The following is an 18,605-nucleotide window of genomic DNA, read 5'->3' as shown; positions in this document are numbered from 1 at the left end:
AAAATATGCATCCTATGTTAAATGTTGCAATTAGTGCAATTAGAAAAGCAGGTGATATATTGTTACATAATTATGAGAATATAAATTTGGAAAATCATGACAATATTGTTAATAGTATTGTTTTAAAAAAAATAATTAATAACGTTAAAAATGTAATAATTAATGTATTAAATAAATTTTATCCAACTCATTTATTTGTTAACAAAAATAATTTTAATAAAATTGATATTAAAAAAGGAGTTTTATGGGTTGTTAATGAATTAAATGGAAAAAACAATTTTGTTAAAAAATTTCCTCACTTTGCTATTTCTATTGCAATTTTGGTTAAAGGAGAAACTAAAATTTCAGTAATTTATGATCCTATGAAAAATGAATTATTTACTGCTGTTAAAGGAAGAGGAGCACAAATTAATGGATATCGTATGAGATGTAGTAATAATAAAAAATTGTCAAATAATCATATTGTTTTTAATAACAAAATTTTTACAGATTTGCAAATAAAAAATTATTTTCAAATAATAAATAAATTATGTATTAATAAAAATAAAATAAAAGTAACAGGTTCTACTTTATTAAATTTATCATATATAGCGTCTGGAAGAATAGATATATGTATACATTTCTCAATAAGTAAATTAATATTAGTTACTTCTGAATTACAAGTTAAAGAATCTGGTGGTTTTATTAATTATTTATCTTCAACTAATGAATTTTTTAATAAACATAAAAACATAATTGCTGGAAACTCCAAAATAATTAATTATTTTTTAAATAAATAATGTATAAAGTTAGATGTAATTATTAATTTTAAATATAAAAAAATATTTTTTAACTTAAGTATATTTTATAAATATCAAAAAACTATAATTTTATAAAAAAAATAGTTTATATTATTTATTTAAATAATAAATAATTTTAATATTATTTTTTAAAATATACTTAAGTTTTTTTGTATAAATTATTTTTTTTAATTTAATTATAAATATTGCATATATTACTTTTTAAGAAATTTAAAATATTTATTTAATGTAACAATATATTTTTCAACAATGTTAGATTTGTAAACATATTTAATTTTTAACAAATTATGAGTATCTTTTTTAGAAAATAGAATATCATCACTTGTATTAATACTATCTATTAATTTTTCGTTTATAGCATTCTCTCCTATCCAATAATTTTGATTAAAAATTTTATTGAGATTCAAAGAAGGTCTCATATCTTTTATAAAAGAATTCCTTATATATTTTTTTATATCTAATTTATTAAATATTTTATTAACATAAATTTTTGTATTATTTTTTATTAATGTTAATTTTGTAAATGTATTACAATCATTTAACTGATTGTTTAAATTGCTTGTTTGTGTGTATTTATCAATATTTGGTATATTAACAACAATATTTATTGGACCTATTATAGAAAAAGGTGATGCTGAAATATGATCTGCTACACATGCAATTATATAACCACCGTTAGAAACTATTTTGTCTATAGAGATAATTAATTTTATTCCTTTTTTTCTTAATCTTTGCAGTTGAGCAATTACTAAACCGTATTCATAAACTATATCTGATGTGTTTTCTAATCTTAACAATACTTCATCATTTTTTTTTGCAACTAGTATAATAGACGATATTTCTTCTCTTAATTTTTTTATTTTGTTTTTTTTTATTTTATCATTGTAATCTAAAATATATAAATTTGACTTTTTGTTATAAACATTTTTTTGGTTTATAATTTTTTTTTTTTGAAAAAAAGATAAATCATTTTTCAATTTTTTATAATGATTATTTAATAATTCAACTTTTAATGTATTATTTAAATAAATATCATTTTTTTTTAATATATATATAATTATTATTTTAGAAAATAAGTGTAAAAAAAATAATACACTTAAAGTTTTAATAATAAATAAAATATATGAATAAATAAATTCCATATCAAACCTTTTTATATGTATATTATTTTAAATTTAATTAATTTTTTTTTTGATAAATCAATTGCAATCTTTTGTTCACAATATTTGTGATTAATTATAAATACTTTTAACAAAAACATTTTAGATAAAATATGTAATTTTATTTTATTGATAATTTATATTATTTTTATATTTTATATTATTTTTATAATTTTATAAACAAAAAAAAATATTTTTTTTATAATTTTAACATTTATACAGTAACATTTAAATATAAAACTTTTTTAATTGCAAGCTAAATATAGTATTTATTTTAAATAAATATGGGTAATTAAATTTTTATTATTTTTTTATAAAATTTTTTAGGAATTAATGTAATTAAAATTCCTAAAAACAATGGGAATATTTGTGAAAATTTATGAACAGAAAATGAAGTTCTATATATATAATTTTCAATTATACAAGCTATTATTGGAAATATTAAAAATACTATAGAAGCATTAAAAGAATTAACGATTTTTTGTAAATAAAAATAAGATAATATCCCACATAAACCTGAAAAAATACTCAAATATATAATTGAAATTATTGATAATAATGAAAAATTTTTTATTATAGGATGTTCAAACAATAAAGATGTTAATATTAATAAAATACCAGATAATAAAGAAGACAAAGTATTAAATGTAATTATAGAAATATTTTTACATTTTTGTTTGCATTTAATATAAACACATGAATGTGATATTGCAGCCAACATTAAAGAAATAATACCTATTAACTGAAATTTTCCACCTTTTAAAATTTCTTTAGTTATCATTATAAATAGAGATATTAATGATATAATTAATCCTGTAATTTGTATTTTATTTATTTTTTTTTTTAAAAATATACATGAACATAATAATATTATAATTGGCATTGTAGAAAATATAATTGCAGAAATGCTAGAATCTACATAATATCCAGAATATAACATTAAAGAAAAAGGTATGATAAAATAAAAAATAGATATAAATATTTGTAATTTTTTTAAACCTTTTGGGAAAATTAAAGGTTTTTTATTGTATAAAGATAAAAAAAGAAGTATTGGCGATATTAACAAAAAACGAGATCCAGTAGCAAATAAAGGTGGTATTGTTTGTACAGCTAATTTCATGGCTATCCATGTTGTGCCCCATGTGATAGTAACTAACAAAAATAATATAAAAGTTATTAGAGTTTTTTTCATAACTTAAATATCTCCTTTAAATTATATAATAAAATGTATAATTTTTTATTATGCATAAATTATATTTATAAATTTTATTAATATAAATATCACGTTTTTATAAATGAAGTGAAAAAATATTTGTATTTATTTTAAACAAAATGAATTTTTTTGTATAAATTATTTATATTTTTTGATAGGTTAAATAATGAAAATTATATTAAAAAAAATATACAATTCTAATAACTTAAATATAAGTGAATCTTATAAATTATTTAATTATTTAAACAAAAATAATAATGTGCAAGAAATATATGACATATTAACAAATTTAAACAATAAAAATATTTATCCAGAAGAAATAGTAGGAGCTGTTAAATATTTTTTAAACTTTAAGTATTATAAATCATACAAAAAAAATAATATTTTTGCTGATATAGTAGGTACAGGAGGAGATAAATCTAATAGTATTAATATTTCTACAATAAGTTCAATAGTATCTTCTAGTTTAGGTTTTAAAATATCTAAACATTGTAATAAAGGAATAACTAGTAAAGTAGGTTCTGCAAATTTATTAAAATATTTAGGATTTAATCTTTATTTAACTCATACGTTAAATAAAAAATTGTTAGATGAATTTAATTTATGTTTTTTATATCATCCTAATTATTATAAAAAAAACCAAAATATATTACTTGCGAGAAAAAAAATAAATAAAGCAACAATATTTAATATCATTGGTCCATTAATAAATCCTTTAAAACCTAAATATTTATTAATAGGTGTTTATAAAATAAAAATGTTACCAATTATTGCTAATACATTAAAATTATTAGGTTATAAAAGAGCATTAGTTGTACATGGTAAAGGAATGGATGAAATTATTAACCACGGTATTACACATGTAGCTGAAATAAAAAAAAACAAAATAATTTATTATGAAATATCTCCTAAAGATTTTGGATTAAAATTATATCCTGAATATTATGAAAATAAAAATAATTTAATTGAAGCTAGTAATATTTTACAAGGTAAAAGTTCTAAACATTATATAGAATTAATATCTATGAATGTTGCTATGTTACTAAAATTATTTGGTTTTAATAATTTAAAAGAAAATACAAGCAAAATATTAAAATTTATTTATGATGGTTACACATATAAACATATGATAGCTATGATTAACAAACAGGATTTATATGAACAAAAATAATTTTTTATGTAATATTTTAAAATATAAAAAAATATGGTTAGAAAAACAAAAAATAATGAGACCATATTCTTCATTCAAAAATAATCTAATTATTAGTCAAAACAATTTTTATAAATCATTAAAAAAAAAAATTTTTTGATATTAGAATATAAAAAAAAATCTCCATCTAAAGGTTTATTAAGAAAAAATTTCAATTTAAAAAATATTATTAAAATATATAATCAGTATGCTAGTGCTATATCTGTTTTAACAGATGAGAAATATTTTAATGGATCTTTTAATTTTATAAACCAAATTAAAAATTACACTAAATTACCTTTATTATGTAAAGATTTTATTATCGATGATTATCAAATATATTTAGCAAGATATCATGGTGCTAATGCAATATTATTAATACTTTCTATTTTAAACGATAATCAATATGTTGCTCTTTCTAATGTAGCACATGATTTAAATATGGATGTGTTAACTGAGGTCAGCAATTCAAGAGAAGTTAACAGAGCTATAAAGCTTAAAGCAAAAATTATTGGAATTAATAATAGAAACTTAAAAGACTTGTCTATAGATATCAATCGTACTTTTAAATTAGCTAAACTTATCAATTTTTCTGTAATAACTATTAGCGAATCTGGTATATCTAATTATAACCAAGTTAAAAAATTAAAAAAAATAGTAAATGGTTTTTTAATAGGTTCTTCTGTTATGAAAGAAAAAAATATTAGTATTGGTATAAAAAAAATAATTTTTGGAAAAAACAAAGTATGTGGATTAACTAACACATATGATGCTTTTATATCTGAGAAATTTGGTGCTATATACGGAGGTTTAATATTTTGCAATGATTCTTTAAGAAAGATAACACTTAATCAAGCTAAAAAAATAGTTCAATTTGAAAAAATAATATTTGTAGGAGTTTTTTGTAATGCGAAAATAAAAGATGTTGTTTTGCACACATATGATTTAAATTTAAATGTTATCCAATTACATGGAAATGAAAACCAAATATATATCAATAAATTAAAAAGTTTTTTACCTAAATATGTGAAAATATGGAAAGCTGTAAAAATCAAAAATTATCTACCAAAAATATTTTTTAAAAATATAAAATATTATATTTTTGATAGTTTTACATGTGGTAAAGGTATTCCTTTTGATTGGTCTATATTAAAAAAAATAGATTTATCTAATACAATTTTAGCAGGAGGTATAAATTATGAAAATTGTATAAAAGCTTTAAAAACTGGATGTATTGGATTAGATTTAAATTCTGGCGTAGAAAAAACACCTGGTATAAAAGATGAAAAAAAAATCCAGATGATATTTAAAAAAATTAAAAATATGTAAAAAAGGTTAAAAATAATGAAATTGATAAAATCATATTTTGGTGATTTTGGGGGAATGTATGTTCCTCAAATATTAATACCAGCTTTAAACCAGTTAGAATTTAATTTTATTAAATATTACAAAAACAAAAAATTTAATAAAAAGTTAAATAATATATTAAAAAATTATGCTGGAAGACCAACTCCTTTAACTTTATGTAAAAATATTACAAAAGGAACAAAAACAAAAATCTATTTGAAACGTGAAGATTTATTACATGGAGGAGCACATAAAATTAACCAGGTTATAGGTCAAGCTCTTTTGGCAAAAAAAATGAATAAAAAAGAAATTATTGCTGAAACAGGAGCTGGTCAACATGGAGTATCTGTTGCTTTAGTGAGTTCTTTTTTAGGTTTAAAATGTAGAATTTATATGGGATCTAAAGATATAATTAGACAAAGTTCTAATGTTAATAGAATGAAATTAATGGGAGCAAAAATTATACCAGTTAATAAAGGGTCTTCTACATTAAAAGATGCTTGTAATGAAGCATTAAGAGATTGGGTATCTACTTATCATAACAGTCATTACATGATAGGAACAACAGCTGGCCCGCATCCTTACCCAACAATAGTACAACATTTTCAACAAATAATAGGAAAGGAAGTAAAAAAACAAATATTGCATGAAGAAGGTATTTACCCTAATGTTATTTTTGCATGTGTAGGTGGAGGTTCCAATGCTATTGGAATATTTAACGAATTTATTGATAACAAAAAAGTTAAATTAATAGGAGTAGAAGCAGGAGGATATGGTATAAAAACTTCAAAAAATGGTGCATCATTAAGTTCTGGAAAAACAGGTATATATTTTGGTATGAAATCATTTGTAATGCAAAATAAATATGGACAAATAAAGAAATCATGGTCAATTTCAGCAGGTTTAGATTTTCCATCTGTTGGACCCCAACATGCATGGCTTAAAAATAATAAAGAAGCTAGTTATGTAACTATAAACGATACAGAAGCAGTAAATGCTTTTAAAAAATTGTCATATTATGAAGGTATAATACCAGCATTAGAATCTTCTCATGCTATAGCTTATGCTATGAAATTGATGAACAATAACCCTAGTAAAAAACAAATTTTTATTGTCAACCTTTCTGGCAGAGGAGATAAAGATATTGATTCTGTGAATAATTTTTGCAAAAATATAGGTAAAAATAATGAGTAGATATAAACAAATGTTTAAAAAATTAAATAAAGAAATATGTTTAGTTCCATTTGTCACTTTAGGTGATCCTAGTATTAAATTATCTTTGAAAATTATAGATACTTTAATTGATAATGGTGCTAATGCCATAGAAGTAGGAATACCTTTTTCTGATCCTATTGCTGATGGAAATATTATACAAAAAGCTAATATTCGTGCTTTAAAAAATAATATCAATGTTCAAGATTGTTTTAATATGTTAAATATAATAAGACAAAAACATCATAATATTCCTATTGGAATATTAACTTATGCTAATTTAATATATAATTTTGGAATTCAAAATTTTTTTTTTAAATGTGAAGAAAATTATATAGATTCTATTTTGATAGCAGATGTTCCTTTAGAAGAATATAAAAATTTTATGAACAAAATAATTATAAATAATATATCTGTTATTTTTACTTGTCCTGTAGATTCAAAAAAAAAATTAATAAAAAAAATAATAAATTTTAAACCAGAATACATATATTTATTGTCAAGATCTGGGATAACAGGTATACATCAAAAAATAAATTATAATATAATAAAAAAAACAATTTTAAAAATAAAAAAATATACTAATATTCCTATATTACAAGGATTTGGAATATATAATGAAAATCAAATAAAGAAATCTATATATAATAAATGTGATGGAGTAATATGTGGTTCTGTTTTTGTACAAATAATTAAAAAAAATATTTCAAATGATAAATTATTATTAAAAAAAATTAAGTCGAAAGTAAAACAATTAAAAAGATCTACATATATAATTTAAAAAAAATAGTTATAAATAATATTCAAATATTTTTACAATTTATAATTTCAAAAAAAATATTAAATAGTTATATATATATTTAAGTTTCATATTAAAAAAATATTAAATAAGAGGTAATATTTTATGTATTTAAAAATAAAAAAAATGTTTAATAACACAAAAAAAATATTTCATAATAAAATTTATTACATATTTTTAATTTCTTTTTTTAGTTCTTTAATTAGTTTATTGATATATTATATTCTTGAACCAAGTTTTCATAACTTAAATGATATGTACAAAAATATTAAAACAAATAATATTATATATAATTATTTAAATGTTCCTAAAATTTATAATGATAATTTTTTTAGTCAAAAAACTTTTTTTAATGTAATAAATGGCATAATAAGTAATTTAATATTATTTATAGGAATTACTCGTATAGTAACTCAAATACCTTTAAAGACTGTTAAGAAAACTTTAATAAATATGTTTCATGCTATGCCTAAATTTATTTTTCTGGGTTTTTTATTTATATCATTTATATATATATTATTTATGGTAATTTTAACTCCTAGATTTTTATTTTATTTTTTATCTTATTTTTTAACTCCTATATTATTAATGATGAATATGGAAATGTTATCATCTTTTATAAACTATATTGTAAAAAATTTTTTTAAAAAGATAACAATAATTTTACCAATAATAACATTTGTTTTATTATCTAAACTTATTATAATGGTTTTATCTTTTTTCATTAAGTTTCTTCCTTTTTTTTATTTTTACATAATATTAAATACTATTTTAAATGTAATATCTTCTATATCTATTATTTATTTATTCAATATTTATTTTAAATATTTTGTTTAATTTAATAATTAAAATTATAATTTTATAAATGTATTGTATTAATACAACAAATATTTAAAACAATTTAATTTATTATTTTTTTTAATACTATTTTAATAAAAAAAACATTTTTAAAAATTATTTATATAAATAAACAATATTTTAATGTATTTTATTAAAAATATCGTATATATATATATATATTATAAAATAACGAAAAAAATAATGTAATTCATTTTTATGTCAAATAATAAGTATAAAAATCCTAAAGGAGTTGTGGTATTAAAAATTTTATCTATGCCTAAAAATACAAATGTAAATGGAGATATTTTTGGAGGATGGATAATGTCAAAAATGGATATGGGAGGAGCCATATTAGCTAAAGAAATAACAGGAAATAGAATAGTAACAGTAAATGTTGAAAGTATAAACTTTTTTAAACCAATTTCTGTTGGTGACTTAGTAACTTGTTATGCAAAATGTATTTATATTGGACAAACATCTATTAAAATAGATGTTGAATTATGGATTAAGAAATTATGTTTGCCTCCAATTGGCAAATATTATTGTTCTACAACAGCTTCTTTTATTTATGTTTCTGTTAATAATAAAGGAAAATCTATAAATATTCCTCCCATGAGTATTATTTAAAAAAATTATCAATGATATATTGATAAAATAATATTGTTTTATTGAAAATAAGTTATTATAAAATATATAAATATATTGTTTTTAATATTTAATTTAAAAAATTAACTAAAAATATTATTTTAATAATTTTTTTATTTAATAATTAGAGGAAAAAATGAATATTTCTTATAACATATTTAATTTTATAAAAACATCTATTTATTATATTTTAGTAATCACCACATTGACAAAAATTATTAACTCATATAAAAATGTTAAGTCTGTTATTTTTTGGATATTAATAATTTATACTTTTCCTGTTTTAGGGGTGATTGCATGGATATTTTTAGATGGTATATATATTAATAATAATTTTGGAGTTGAAAATAACATATGGTTTAAATTATCTAATTGGTTTAATAATTTAAAAAATTATAAAAAAAATTTTCAAATTAATAACAGTAAAATTGCTAAATCATTATTCATATTATGCAAAAAAAAACAAGGAATAAATAGTACTCAAGGAAACAAATTAAGATTAATTAATAGTGCTCAAAAAACAATTCATATGTTGATATATGATATATATACAGCTCGTAAAAATATTGAAATGGTTTTTTATATTTGGCAACCTGGTGGTTTAGCTGATCAAGTTGCTTTAGCTTTAATATATTCTGCTAAAAGAGGTATATATTGTAGGTTAATGTTAGATTATGTAGGTAGTATGTTTTTTTTTAGAAGTAGATGGTTCAAAATAATGAAAAAATCTGGCATTCATATAATAAAAGTATTTAAAATAAATATTTTAACAATTTTTTTTAAAAGAATTGATATAAGACAACATAGAAAAATTATATTAATTGATGATTATATAGCATATACAGGTAGCATGAATTTAGTTGATCCTATCTATTTTAAAAAATCTTCAGGAGTAGGTCAATGGTTAGATTTAATGACCAGAATGAAAGGTCCTGTAGTTACAAGTTTAGGTATAGTATATTCACATGACTGGGAAATAGAGACAGGAATCAGTATTTTCCCCAAAATAAACAAAAAAAATATTAATATAATATCAAAAAATAATAAAAATATTACACAAGTAATTTCTTCAAATTTTAATTCAACACAAGATATTATACATCAAACTTTTTTAAATACAATATATTCTGCTAAAAAAAAAATAATTATAACAACACCATATTTAGTACCTAGCGAAGACCTATTATTTGCTATTTGTTCCGCAGCAGAAAAAGGAATTGACGTTAATATTATCATACCTAAATACATAGATTCCATATTAGTTTATTGGGCTAGTAGATATTTTTTTACAGAATTATTAGAGTCTGGAGTAAAAATATATCAATTTAAAGGAGGTTTTTTACATGTAAAAAGCATTTTAATAGATCAACAATTGAGTTTAGTAGGTACAGCAAACTTGGATATGAGAAGCTTATGCTTAAATTATGAAATAAATTTACTAATAGATGATAAAAAATTTAGTCATAAATTAGAATCTATACAAAAAAAATACATAAAAAAATCTAAATTATTAAAATTAGATATTTGGTCTTTGCGTTCTAAATGGGAAAAATTTATAGAAAAAATATTTTTGTTTTTTAGACCATTATTGTGATTTAATTTTTTAATAATATATTTTAAATAAATTTTCATAAATTAATTAATTTTAATAATACTAATTTTTTTTTTTAAAAAATAATTGCTACTGTTTTAATATTATATTTCATTATAAAAATAAATATTATTACAAATAAATTTTAGAATATTATATTTTTTTTTAAAAAAATTAGTTATATAGATAAAATTAACGATTGTAATCTATCTATAGGATTTTTTGATTTAGTAATAGTTCTTCCAATAACTATATAATCCGATCCTAACTTAAATGCTTTCATTGGTGTCATTGTTCTATATTGATCATGTAAGTTTTCATCTTTATTAAGTCTTATGCCTGGAGTAATAATTTTAAATTTATTTCCTATTTTTTTTTTAATATTTTTTATATCTTCTCCTGCACATATTACACCATCTAAACCACATTTTTCAGCCATTTTTGCTAGAAATAAAACATATTTTTTGCATGATTTATGTATTCCTAATTTAAATAATTGTTTATGTGATATACTAGTTAAAATAGTTACTCCAATTAGTAAAGGAGCATCTTTTTTAAAAGGTAACAAAGCTAATTTAGCAGACTTTAACATATTTTCTCCTCCCATACAATGTACACTTATCATCCAAACTCCTATATCTGCAACAGCACTTACAGCTTTTGCTACAGTGTTAGGAATATCATGAAATTTCAAATCTAAAAAAACATCGAAACCTAATTTATGCAAATATATTATAAATTCAGTTCCAAATCTAATAAAAGACTCTTTTCCTATTTTTAATCGATAAATCTTTGGATCTAAAAAGTCAATTATTTTTTTTGCTAGCAAAATATCAGAAAAATCTATTGCAATTATTATTTTTTTTTTTAACAAAAAATTATTAGACATATTTTAACCACTTTTAGTTATTATAAAATAAAAATAATTAATATTTAATAATATATATATATATATAAATATATTATGATTATCAAATTTGTAAAATTATATAATATCACCATGGTATTGCAAATCTGCTCTGTAAGAAGATCTTACAAAAGAACCTGAAACTACTTTCTCAAAACCTATAGAAAAAGCTTCTTTTTTTATATGTAAAAATTCTAATGGTGTTATATAACGTTGTACTGGTAAATGTTTTTTACTTGGTTGTAAATATTGTCCTATTGTTATGATATTTACACCATGAGATTTTAAATCCTTCATAACTTTAATAATTTCTTTATATTTTTCTCCTAGACCCAACATCAATCCTGATTTAGTAGGTATATACGAGTTTTTTTTTTTAAATTTTTCAAGTAATTTTAATGAAGAAGAATAATTTGCACCTGGTCTAATTATTTTATAAAGTCTTGGTACGTTTTCTATATTATGATTAAATATATCTGGAGGATTAGAACTAATTATTTTAATAGCTTTATTTACACAATTTTTAAAATCAGGAACTAATATTTCAATTTTTATATTTTTTGTTTTTTTTTTAATTTCTTTAATACATCTTACAAATTGTTTAGATCCTCCATCTTTCAAATCATCTCTGGTTACTGAGGTTATTACTACATAATTTATTTTCATTAGTAAAATTGTATTTGATAATTTAATAGGTTCTTCTAAATCTACTAGCAAAGGTCTTCCTTTGGAAACTGCACAAAAAGAACATTTACGTGTACATATATTACCTAATATCATAAATGTTGCTGTTCCATTAGAAAAACATTCTGATATATTAGGACACATAGCTTCTTGACAAACAGAATGTAAACCATTTTTCTTTATTATTTTTTTTATTTTTTTAATTTTGTGATTATTATAAGGTAATCTTATTTTTATCCACTCAGGTTTTTTTTTTATATCTAAATTACTTTTTGTATTTTTTTTAATCATATTTTTTGTTCTTTTACATAAATTATATAAAAAATTAAATTAGTAAAATTATTTTAATAATTAAAAATTATTAAGTATCAAATAAATATAACTTTAATAATATTTTAATAAATTTAAATATAATTTTTTATAAATGTTTTTTTTATTTTAAAAACATTAATAATTTTTTTTAATAACATATTTTTTATATTAAATACATTTTTAAAAAAAAAATAATTGCTAATTTGATCTACTTTTATTGAAGAATCACCACATGGTACTATATTCAAAAAAGGATTTAAATTCATGTTAACATTTAATGATACTCCATGCAAAGAACAACCTCTACTTATTCTTAATCCTATAAAACCAACTTTTTTATTATTAACATATATTCCTGGCATTATGTTGTTATTATTTGTTTTAATGCCTATTTTTTTTAAAGTAAGTATTATAGATAATTCTATACATTTTATAAGTTGATATATGTTCATATTTTTTTTTTTTATATTTATTAAAAAATATATTAATTGTTGTCCTGGTCCATGATAAGTTATATTACCTCCTCTATTACTATTAATAATAGGTATATTGCTGTATTTTTTTTTGAATATTATTTTTTGATTTTTTATAGATTGACCTATAGTATAAACAGGATAATGCTCAGTAAACCAAATTTCATTTAAAGTTTTACTATTTCTATATTTAGTAAAAGAATTCATTTTTTTTAAAATAAATTTATATGTTGTTAATCCTAAATCTCTTATAATAAAAATATTGTTCAATAAATCTCCTATTTTTTATAAAAATTAATTTTTTATATTAAATAAAACATTTTAATATGATAATATTGGGAATATAGATTTAATACCGGAAGTAATGCATTCTATACTTAAAGATAATAATAATAAACCCATTATTTTAGTTATAACGATAATACCTGTTTTTCCTAAAATTTTTACTACAATAGGTGACATTTTAAAACAAAACCAACAAAAAATAGAAAAAAATATTATTGTTAAAATACATAACATGATGTTTTGAATATTGCTGTAATGAGAACTCCAAACAATAGTAGAACTTATTGCTCCTGGACCTGCAATTAAAGGTATTGCTAATGGAACTACTGCTATGTCAGTAGAGCTGTTTTTATGATCAATATTTTTTTTTTGATGTAAAGAATTATTTAATTTGCCATTTAACATAGAAATAGATACAAAAGATATTAAAATACCACCAGCTATTCGAAATGAATCAATTGATATACTAAACATATTTAGTATAAAATTACCTAACAATAAAGAAGAAGATAAAATTATTATTACTGATATATTAGATATTAAATTAATTTTATTTATTGCTTTTTTAGTTTTATTATTAGTTAAACTAACAAATATTGGAATCATTCCTATAGGGTTAACTAATGCAAATAATCTTAAAAAAAACTGAACATATTCAGATAATAAAATATTTGATACAGTCATAAATGATATTCCTTAATAAGATTAATATTATATATAAAAAACAATTATTTTAAATTATTTAACTTAATAAATTAATATTTATAATACTTATATATATAAATTTATTTTTAAATACAAAATAATTAAATTATCAAGTTTTTTGGAATAAATTATATATTAATATATTTTCGCTATTATATTACGATTTTTTATTTTTACTTTGAATATCTTTATCTTGATTAAATCAGATATTTTGTATTTTAATTTATTTTTAATGTAAACTGATCCATTATCATAGTTACAAAAAACTTCATTTTTCATATTGTGTATTAAAATTGTAGGAATAAAAGCATATGCACCATTTTTAATTATTTTAACGCGTAATCCACTTTTAAATACATCTATGATTTCCGCTAAAAATATTTTTTTACCTTCTACTTTTTTTAAAAAAATAACATACAACCAATTTTGTATATCCTTTTCTGACATTCTTATTTTTCTTTTATTTTCAATTATTTTAGATAAAATTTTATTGTTAGGCATATCAACATCTATTTTTCTTATTACAGATTTAATTAATCTGTGATTTATCATATCACTATATTTTCTAATGGGAGATGTCCACGTTGCATAAAAGTTTAAACCTAATGCAAAATGAGGAGAAGGAACATTACTTATCTCAACAAAAGATTGCAATTTTTTAAATCTTTTATAAACATATTTATCAGATATAAAATCAAAAATACGATGTATTTGACAAAAACTATTTAAATTTAAAAAATCTTTTTCATTAAAATTAAAACCATTACTTGATAATAACAATGCAGCTAATTTAGAATTATTCTTATCAAAACCATTATGAACATTATAAATACCAAAACCTAATTTTTTATTTAAATAATTAGCTGCACAAATGTTTGCACTTAACATAGCTTCTTCAACTATTCTGTGTGCTATTCTTCTAGATTCTATATTTATACCTAAAACTTCATATTTATCATTTAATTGAAATCTATATTCTAATGTATTTTTAAAAATTAAAGCGTTACGTTTTCTCCATAAAAATCTAACATTACAAAATTCATAAAAAATTTTTATTTGTTTTTTTATATTTTCGTTTTTTGGTTTCCATGAACCTGTGTTTTCTAACCAATTTGATACATTTTCATATATTAATTTAGCTTTAGACTTGATCCATGCTAAATAAAAATTAATTTTATTATCAACAAAATCACCATTTTTTAATACAGTAAAACTACATGCTAATACAGGTCTTTTTACATTAGGTTTCAAAGAACATATATTTTCAGAAATATATCTAGGTAACATTGGAACGTTAAACCCTGGAAGATAGTTTGTATATCCTCTATTCATTGCTGAAATATCTAACTTGCTATTAGGAGAAATATATGCTGTTGGATCTGCTATAGCTACAGTTACATAAAAAATATTATTAATTTTTTTTATAAAAAAAGCATCATCTATATCTTTTGTATTCATACTATCAATAGTAAAAAAATTTAGTTTTGTTAAATCTTTTCTATTTAATTCTTCATTTTTTAATAATTTTATTACGTTTTTTTCTTTAGGTGGTTTTTTATTAAGATTATATTTAGATAAAGTGACTAACCAAGGAGAAAATGTATTATTTTTTTTGGAAACAAAATCAATAATTTCTGCACAAAAAACATTATTATCTCTTAAAGGATGTTTTAATAATTTAGACATTACCCAATCTTCATTTTGTAATTTAAAAGATAATTTTTTTTTTAATATACACATTATTGGTTTTTTTATACAAAAATAATCCGGCAAAACAAATAATTTATTTTTTTTATATATTACTTTTCCAACAAATTTATGTAAGAATGGTGTTATAAGTTTTTCTGGTTCAACACTTTCTTTGTTATCAAACTTATGTATTTTTGCAATAACTTTATCACCATGCATCACTTTTTTCATATGTATAGGTTTGATAAAATAACTATTTTTTTTATCTATATCTAAAAAACCAAAACCTTTTTTATTAGATTTAACTGTACCTTCAACTCTTACAGTTTTTGCACATAATTTTTTTTTTAGCTTTATTAGCACAGGATTATTTTGAAACATTTAATAATACCTAATATATAGTAGAGATATATAAAAAATAAAAAAGAATTATTTATAATACTTAAATATAAAATTAATTATTTTTTTTATAAAACAGAATATTATTATTGTACTATAAAAAATGTTTTATAAAAATAAATTTATTTATCATTTTTTTTTAATTAATTATCATTAAAATAGATATTAGATCCTCCATCTACATAAATAATTTGTCCATTAATTGCTGAGGAAAAATTTGAACATAAAAAAGAAGCTGTTTTACCTATATCATAAATATTGACATATCTTCCAATAAGATTTGAATTGAAATCTTTATTGATTATTTTTTTTGAATTTTTTATAACAGAAGAAGATATTGTTTTTATACTAGCGGAGGAAATAGCGTTTACTCTGATATATTTTTTTTTTAAAGAATATGCTATATATCTTACATTAGATTCCAATAATGCTTTAGCTGGACCCATTGCATTATAATAAGGTATAATTAACTTTGAACCTATATATGATATAGTTAATATAGAAGAATTTTTATTTAACATTTTTTTACTTTCTTTTACAATAGCTATAAAACTATATACACTTATTTCATTGGTAACATTAAATATTTTTTTGTTAATAATTTTTAAATAATCATTTTTTTTGAATTGTTTATTTGGAGAAAATGCTATAGAATGTACTAAACCATCAAATTTTCTCCAATATTTAGATAATTTTAAAAATAATAATTTTATACTATTTAATTTTGATAAATCACATAGTATATATTTTTTTATACCTATTTCAGAAGATATTAATTTTATTTTTTTTTTGTTTTTTTTTTATGGTAAGTGACTATAATTTCAGCTCCTTCTTGTAACATTATTTTTGCTATTCCATAAGCTATTGATTTTTTATTTAATAATCCTGTGATTAAAATTTTTTTGTTTTTTAATAAAGTCATATATTCTCCAAATTATAAAATATTTCTATATTTAACTAAATAACATCATTTATTTTTTTTAAAAAAATAATCTATCATTTTCTCAGAAAGACCAGTATATTTTTCAGGTGTCATGTTTATTAATTTTTTTTTTTCTTCATTTGGTATTACTAATGATTTGATAATATTTTTAATATCTTTAATTTTAATATTTTTACCTTTAGTAAAATTTTTTATAATCTCATATGCATTATCTATGCAATATTTTTTCATCAATATTTGTATAGGTTCTGCTAATAATTCCCAATGTTTATTTAAATCTTTTAAAATATTTTTTTTATTAACTTTTATTTTTTTTAATCCTTTTATAATAGAAAAATAAGCTATTGTCGAATAACCAAAAACAGATCCTATATTACGCAAAACTGTAGAATCACTTAAATCACGTTGCCATCTTGAAATAGTTAATTTCATCGACATATGATTTAACATGGAATTAGATAATTCTAAATTTCCTTCTGCATTTTCAAAATCTATAGGATTTATTTTATGAGGCATAGTAGAAGAACCTACTTCATCAGAAATGTTTTTTTGTTTAAAATAATTTAAAGATATGTAACCCCATATGTCACGTGATAAATTAATAAGAATATTATTAAAACGAATAATACAATGGAAAAGTTCAGACATGTAATCATGTGGTTCTATTTGAGTAGTATAAGGATTCCAGCTTATTCCTAAGGATTTTACAAAATCCTTACTAATTTTAATCCAATCAATATTAGGATAAGAAACTTTATGAGAATTATAATTACCTGTAGCACCATTAAATTTACCTAATATCTTTATATTGTTCAATTGTTTAAATTGTCTGTTTAACCTGTAATAGAAATTTAAAAATTCTTTTCCAACATTTGTAGGTGTCGCCGATTGCCCGTGAGTTCTTGCCAATAAAGGTATCTTTTTATTTTTTAGTGTGATTTTTTTTATTAATATTAATATATTTTCCCACAAAGGTTTTATAATCTTATTAATTGATTTTTTAATCATTATACCGTAAGAAAGATTATTAATATCTTCTGAAGTACAACTAAAATGTATAAATGATATTATTTTTTTTAACTTTTTATGTTTTATAAATTTTTTTTTTAAAAAATATTCCACAGATTTCACATCATGATTGTTTTTTTTTTCTATTTTTTTAATATATAAAGCATCTTTATAATTAAATTTATTAATTATTTTATCTAAATATTCATTAGTTTTTTTATTTAATAAAGGTATTTCTATTATTTTTTTTACACTAGATAATTTCTTTATCCATAAAATTTCTATTTTAATTCTATATTTTAAAAAAATATATTCACTAAATATATTTTTTAATTTTTTAGTTTGTTTATTATATCTACCATCTATTGGTGAAATAGCAGTTAGTGGGGAAAAAATCATATTAA

General features: G+C 19.5%; 17 protein-coding genes and 1 pseudogene. 8 read left to right on the top strand and 10 right to left on the bottom strand.

Features of this window, described 5'->3' with window-relative positions; translation table 11 throughout:
* Positions 1-5 precede the first annotated feature (5 nt).
* Positions 6-779 (top strand): inositol monophosphatase family protein, encoded by a 774-nt coding sequence (locus RJX39_RS01055; RefSeq protein WP_343192797.1) that lies wholly within the window; start codon positions 6-8, stop codon positions 777-779.
* Positions 780-994: 215 nt separating this feature from the next.
* On the opposite strand, the gene RJX39_RS01050 is transcribed toward RJX39_RS01055, so the two are convergent.
* Both RJX39_RS01050 and RJX39_RS01045 read right to left on the bottom strand, forming a co-directional pair.
* Positions 995-1,942 (bottom strand): S49 family peptidase, encoded by a 948-nt coding sequence (locus RJX39_RS01050; protein ID WP_343192796.1) that lies wholly within the window; start codon positions 1,940-1,942, stop codon positions 995-997.
* Positions 1,943-2,252: 310 nt separating this feature from the next.
* A complete protein-coding gene (locus tag RJX39_RS01045) occupies positions 2,253-3,152 on the bottom strand; it encodes a DMT family transporter (protein WP_343192795.1) in 900 nt (299 codons plus the stop codon).
* A 187-nt stretch (positions 3,153-3,339) separates the two neighbouring features.
* Between RJX39_RS01045 and trpD the strand changes: the two genes are divergently transcribed.
* From trpD to cls, 7 genes and pseudogenes are all read left to right on the top strand, one after another.
* Positions 3,340-4,344 carry an anthranilate phosphoribosyltransferase gene (trpD, locus tag RJX39_RS01040; protein ID WP_343192794.1) on the top strand — a complete coding sequence of 335 codons (1,005 nt, stop codon included), beginning with the start codon at positions 3,340-3,342 and terminating at the stop codon, positions 4,342-4,344.
* Positions 4,331-5,691, top strand: a pseudogene (gene trpCF, locus RJX39_RS01030) (bifunctional indole-3-glycerol-phosphate synthase TrpC/phosphoribosylanthranilate isomerase TrpF). The gene trpD and the pseudogene trpCF overlap by 14 nt, the downstream one beginning before the upstream one ends.
* A 15-nt stretch (positions 5,692-5,706) precedes the next feature.
* Complete coding sequence (gene trpB / locus RJX39_RS01025) at positions 5,707-6,903, top strand: tryptophan synthase subunit beta (RefSeq protein ID WP_343192791.1); 1,197 nt, start codon at positions 5,707-5,709, stop codon at positions 6,901-6,903.
* Positions 6,896-7,702, top strand: coding sequence for a tryptophan synthase subunit alpha (trpA, locus tag RJX39_RS01020; protein WP_343192790.1), 807 nt, complete (start codon positions 6,896-6,898; stop codon positions 7,700-7,702). Before trpB ends, trpA begins: the two co-directional genes overlap by 8 nt.
* Before the next feature lie 123 nt (positions 7,703-7,825).
* Positions 7,826-8,557, top strand: a complete 732-nt coding sequence (locus RJX39_RS01015; RefSeq protein ID WP_343192789.1) for a YciC family protein — start codon at positions 7,826-7,828, stop codon at positions 8,555-8,557.
* Between the two features lie 219 nt (positions 8,558-8,776).
* Positions 8,777-9,187 (top strand): acyl-CoA thioester hydrolase YciA, encoded by a 411-nt coding sequence (yciA, locus tag RJX39_RS01010; protein ID WP_343192788.1) that lies wholly within the window; start codon positions 8,777-8,779, stop codon positions 9,185-9,187.
* Between the two features lie 154 nt (positions 9,188-9,341).
* Positions 9,342-10,799: a cardiolipin synthase gene (gene cls / locus RJX39_RS01005; protein ID WP_343192787.1), complete on the top strand. Its 1,458-nt coding sequence runs from the start codon at positions 9,342-9,344 to the stop codon at positions 10,797-10,799.
* A 175-nt stretch (positions 10,800-10,974) separates the two neighbouring features.
* On the opposite strand, the gene pyrF is transcribed toward cls, so the two are convergent.
* The 8 genes from pyrF to purB form a co-directional block, all read right to left on the bottom strand.
* The gene (gene pyrF / locus RJX39_RS01000) at positions 10,975-11,685 is read right to left on the bottom strand and encodes an orotidine-5'-phosphate decarboxylase (protein ID WP_343192786.1); all 711 of its coding nucleotides are present in this window, start codon (positions 11,683-11,685) and stop codon (positions 10,975-10,977) included.
* Positions 11,686-11,781: 96 nt separating this feature from the next.
* A complete protein-coding gene (gene lipA / locus RJX39_RS00995; RefSeq protein WP_343192785.1) occupies positions 11,782-12,678 on the bottom strand; it encodes a lipoyl synthase in 897 nt (298 codons plus the stop codon).
* A gap of 113 nt (positions 12,679-12,791) precedes the next feature.
* Positions 12,792-13,442: a lipoyl(octanoyl) transferase LipB gene (gene lipB, locus RJX39_RS00990; RefSeq protein ID WP_343192784.1), complete on the bottom strand. Its 651-nt coding sequence runs from the start codon at positions 13,440-13,442 to the stop codon at positions 12,792-12,794.
* 51 nt (positions 13,443-13,493) lie between these two features.
* The gene (locus tag RJX39_RS00985) at positions 13,494-14,141 is read right to left on the bottom strand and encodes a YchE family NAAT transporter (RefSeq protein ID WP_343192783.1); all 648 of its coding nucleotides are present in this window, start codon (positions 14,139-14,141) and stop codon (positions 13,494-13,496) included.
* Between the two features lie 156 nt (positions 14,142-14,297).
* Entirely contained in the window at positions 14,298-16,232 is a 1,935-nt protein-coding gene (locus RJX39_RS00980) for an exoribonuclease II (protein WP_343192782.1), read from the bottom strand.
* Between the two features lie 161 nt (positions 16,233-16,393).
* Positions 16,394-16,993, bottom strand: a complete 600-nt coding sequence (locus RJX39_RS00975) for an enoyl-ACP reductase FabI (RefSeq protein WP_343192806.1) — start codon at positions 16,991-16,993, stop codon at positions 16,394-16,396.
* A gap of 35 nt (positions 16,994-17,028) precedes the next feature.
* Positions 17,029-17,172, bottom strand: a complete 144-nt coding sequence (locus tag RJX39_RS00970; RefSeq protein WP_343192781.1) for an SDR family oxidoreductase — start codon at positions 17,170-17,172, stop codon at positions 17,029-17,031.
* A 45-nt stretch (positions 17,173-17,217) separates the two neighbouring features.
* Entirely contained in the window at positions 17,218-18,600 is a 1,383-nt protein-coding gene (purB, locus tag RJX39_RS00965) for an adenylosuccinate lyase (RefSeq protein WP_343192780.1), read from the bottom strand.
* Between the last annotated feature and the right edge of the window lie 5 nt (positions 18,601-18,605).

Source organism: Buchnera aphidicola (Taiwanaphis decaspermi) (assembly GCF_039405155.1).
GTDB classification, from domain to species: domain Bacteria; phylum Pseudomonadota; class Gammaproteobacteria; order Enterobacterales; family Enterobacteriaceae; genus Buchnera_M; species Buchnera_M aphidicola_B.
The sequence above is the reverse complement of the archived record's forward strand: the minus strand, read 5'-3'. Positions and strand labels throughout refer to the sequence as shown.

Bases quoted from the DNA above. Each gene is read 5' to 3' on its own strand.
- RJX39_RS00970 (WP_343192781.1), bottom strand. From the start codon at position 17,172: ATGACTTTATTAAAAAACAAAAAAATTTTAATCACAGGATTATTAAAT.
- RJX39_RS00985 (WP_343192783.1), bottom strand. From the start codon at position 14,141: ATGACTGTATCAAATATTTTATTATCTGAATATGTTCAGTTTTTTTTA.
- cls (WP_343192787.1), top strand. From the start codon at position 9,342: ATGAATATTTCTTATAACATATTTAATTTTATAAAAACATCTATTTAT.
- RJX39_RS01045 (WP_343192795.1), bottom strand. From the start codon at position 3,152: ATGAAAAAAACTCTAATAACTTTTATATTATTTTTGTTAGTTACTATC.
- pyrF (WP_343192786.1), bottom strand. From the start codon at position 11,685: ATGTCTAATAATTTTTTGTTAAAAAAAAAAATAATAATTGCAATAGAT.
- trpA (WP_343192790.1), top strand. From the start codon at position 6,896: ATGAGTAGATATAAACAAATGTTTAAAAAATTAAATAAAGAAATATGT.
- lipA (WP_343192785.1), bottom strand. From the start codon at position 12,678: ATGATTAAAAAAAATACAAAAAGTAATTTAGATATAAAAAAAAAACCT.
- RJX39_RS01055 (WP_343192797.1), top strand. From the start codon at position 6: ATGCATCCTATGTTAAATGTTGCAATTAGTGCAATTAGAAAAGCAGGT.
- RJX39_RS00980 (WP_343192782.1), bottom strand. From the start codon at position 16,232: ATGTTTCAAAATAATCCTGTGCTAATAAAGCTAAAAAAAAAATTATGT.
- trpB (WP_343192791.1), top strand. From the start codon at position 5,707: ATGAAATTGATAAAATCATATTTTGGTGATTTTGGGGGAATGTATGTT.
- RJX39_RS01015 (WP_343192789.1), top strand. From the start codon at position 7,826: ATGTATTTAAAAATAAAAAAAATGTTTAATAACACAAAAAAAATATTT.
- yciA (WP_343192788.1), top strand. From the start codon at position 8,777: ATGTCAAATAATAAGTATAAAAATCCTAAAGGAGTTGTGGTATTAAAA.
- trpD (WP_343192794.1), top strand. From the start codon at position 3,340: ATGAAAATTATATTAAAAAAAATATACAATTCTAATAACTTAAATATA.
- purB (WP_343192780.1), bottom strand. From the start codon at position 18,600: ATGATTTTTTCCCCACTAACTGCTATTTCACCAATAGATGGTAGATAT.
- RJX39_RS01050 (WP_343192796.1), bottom strand. From the start codon at position 1,942: ATGGAATTTATTTATTCATATATTTTATTTATTATTAAAACTTTAAGT.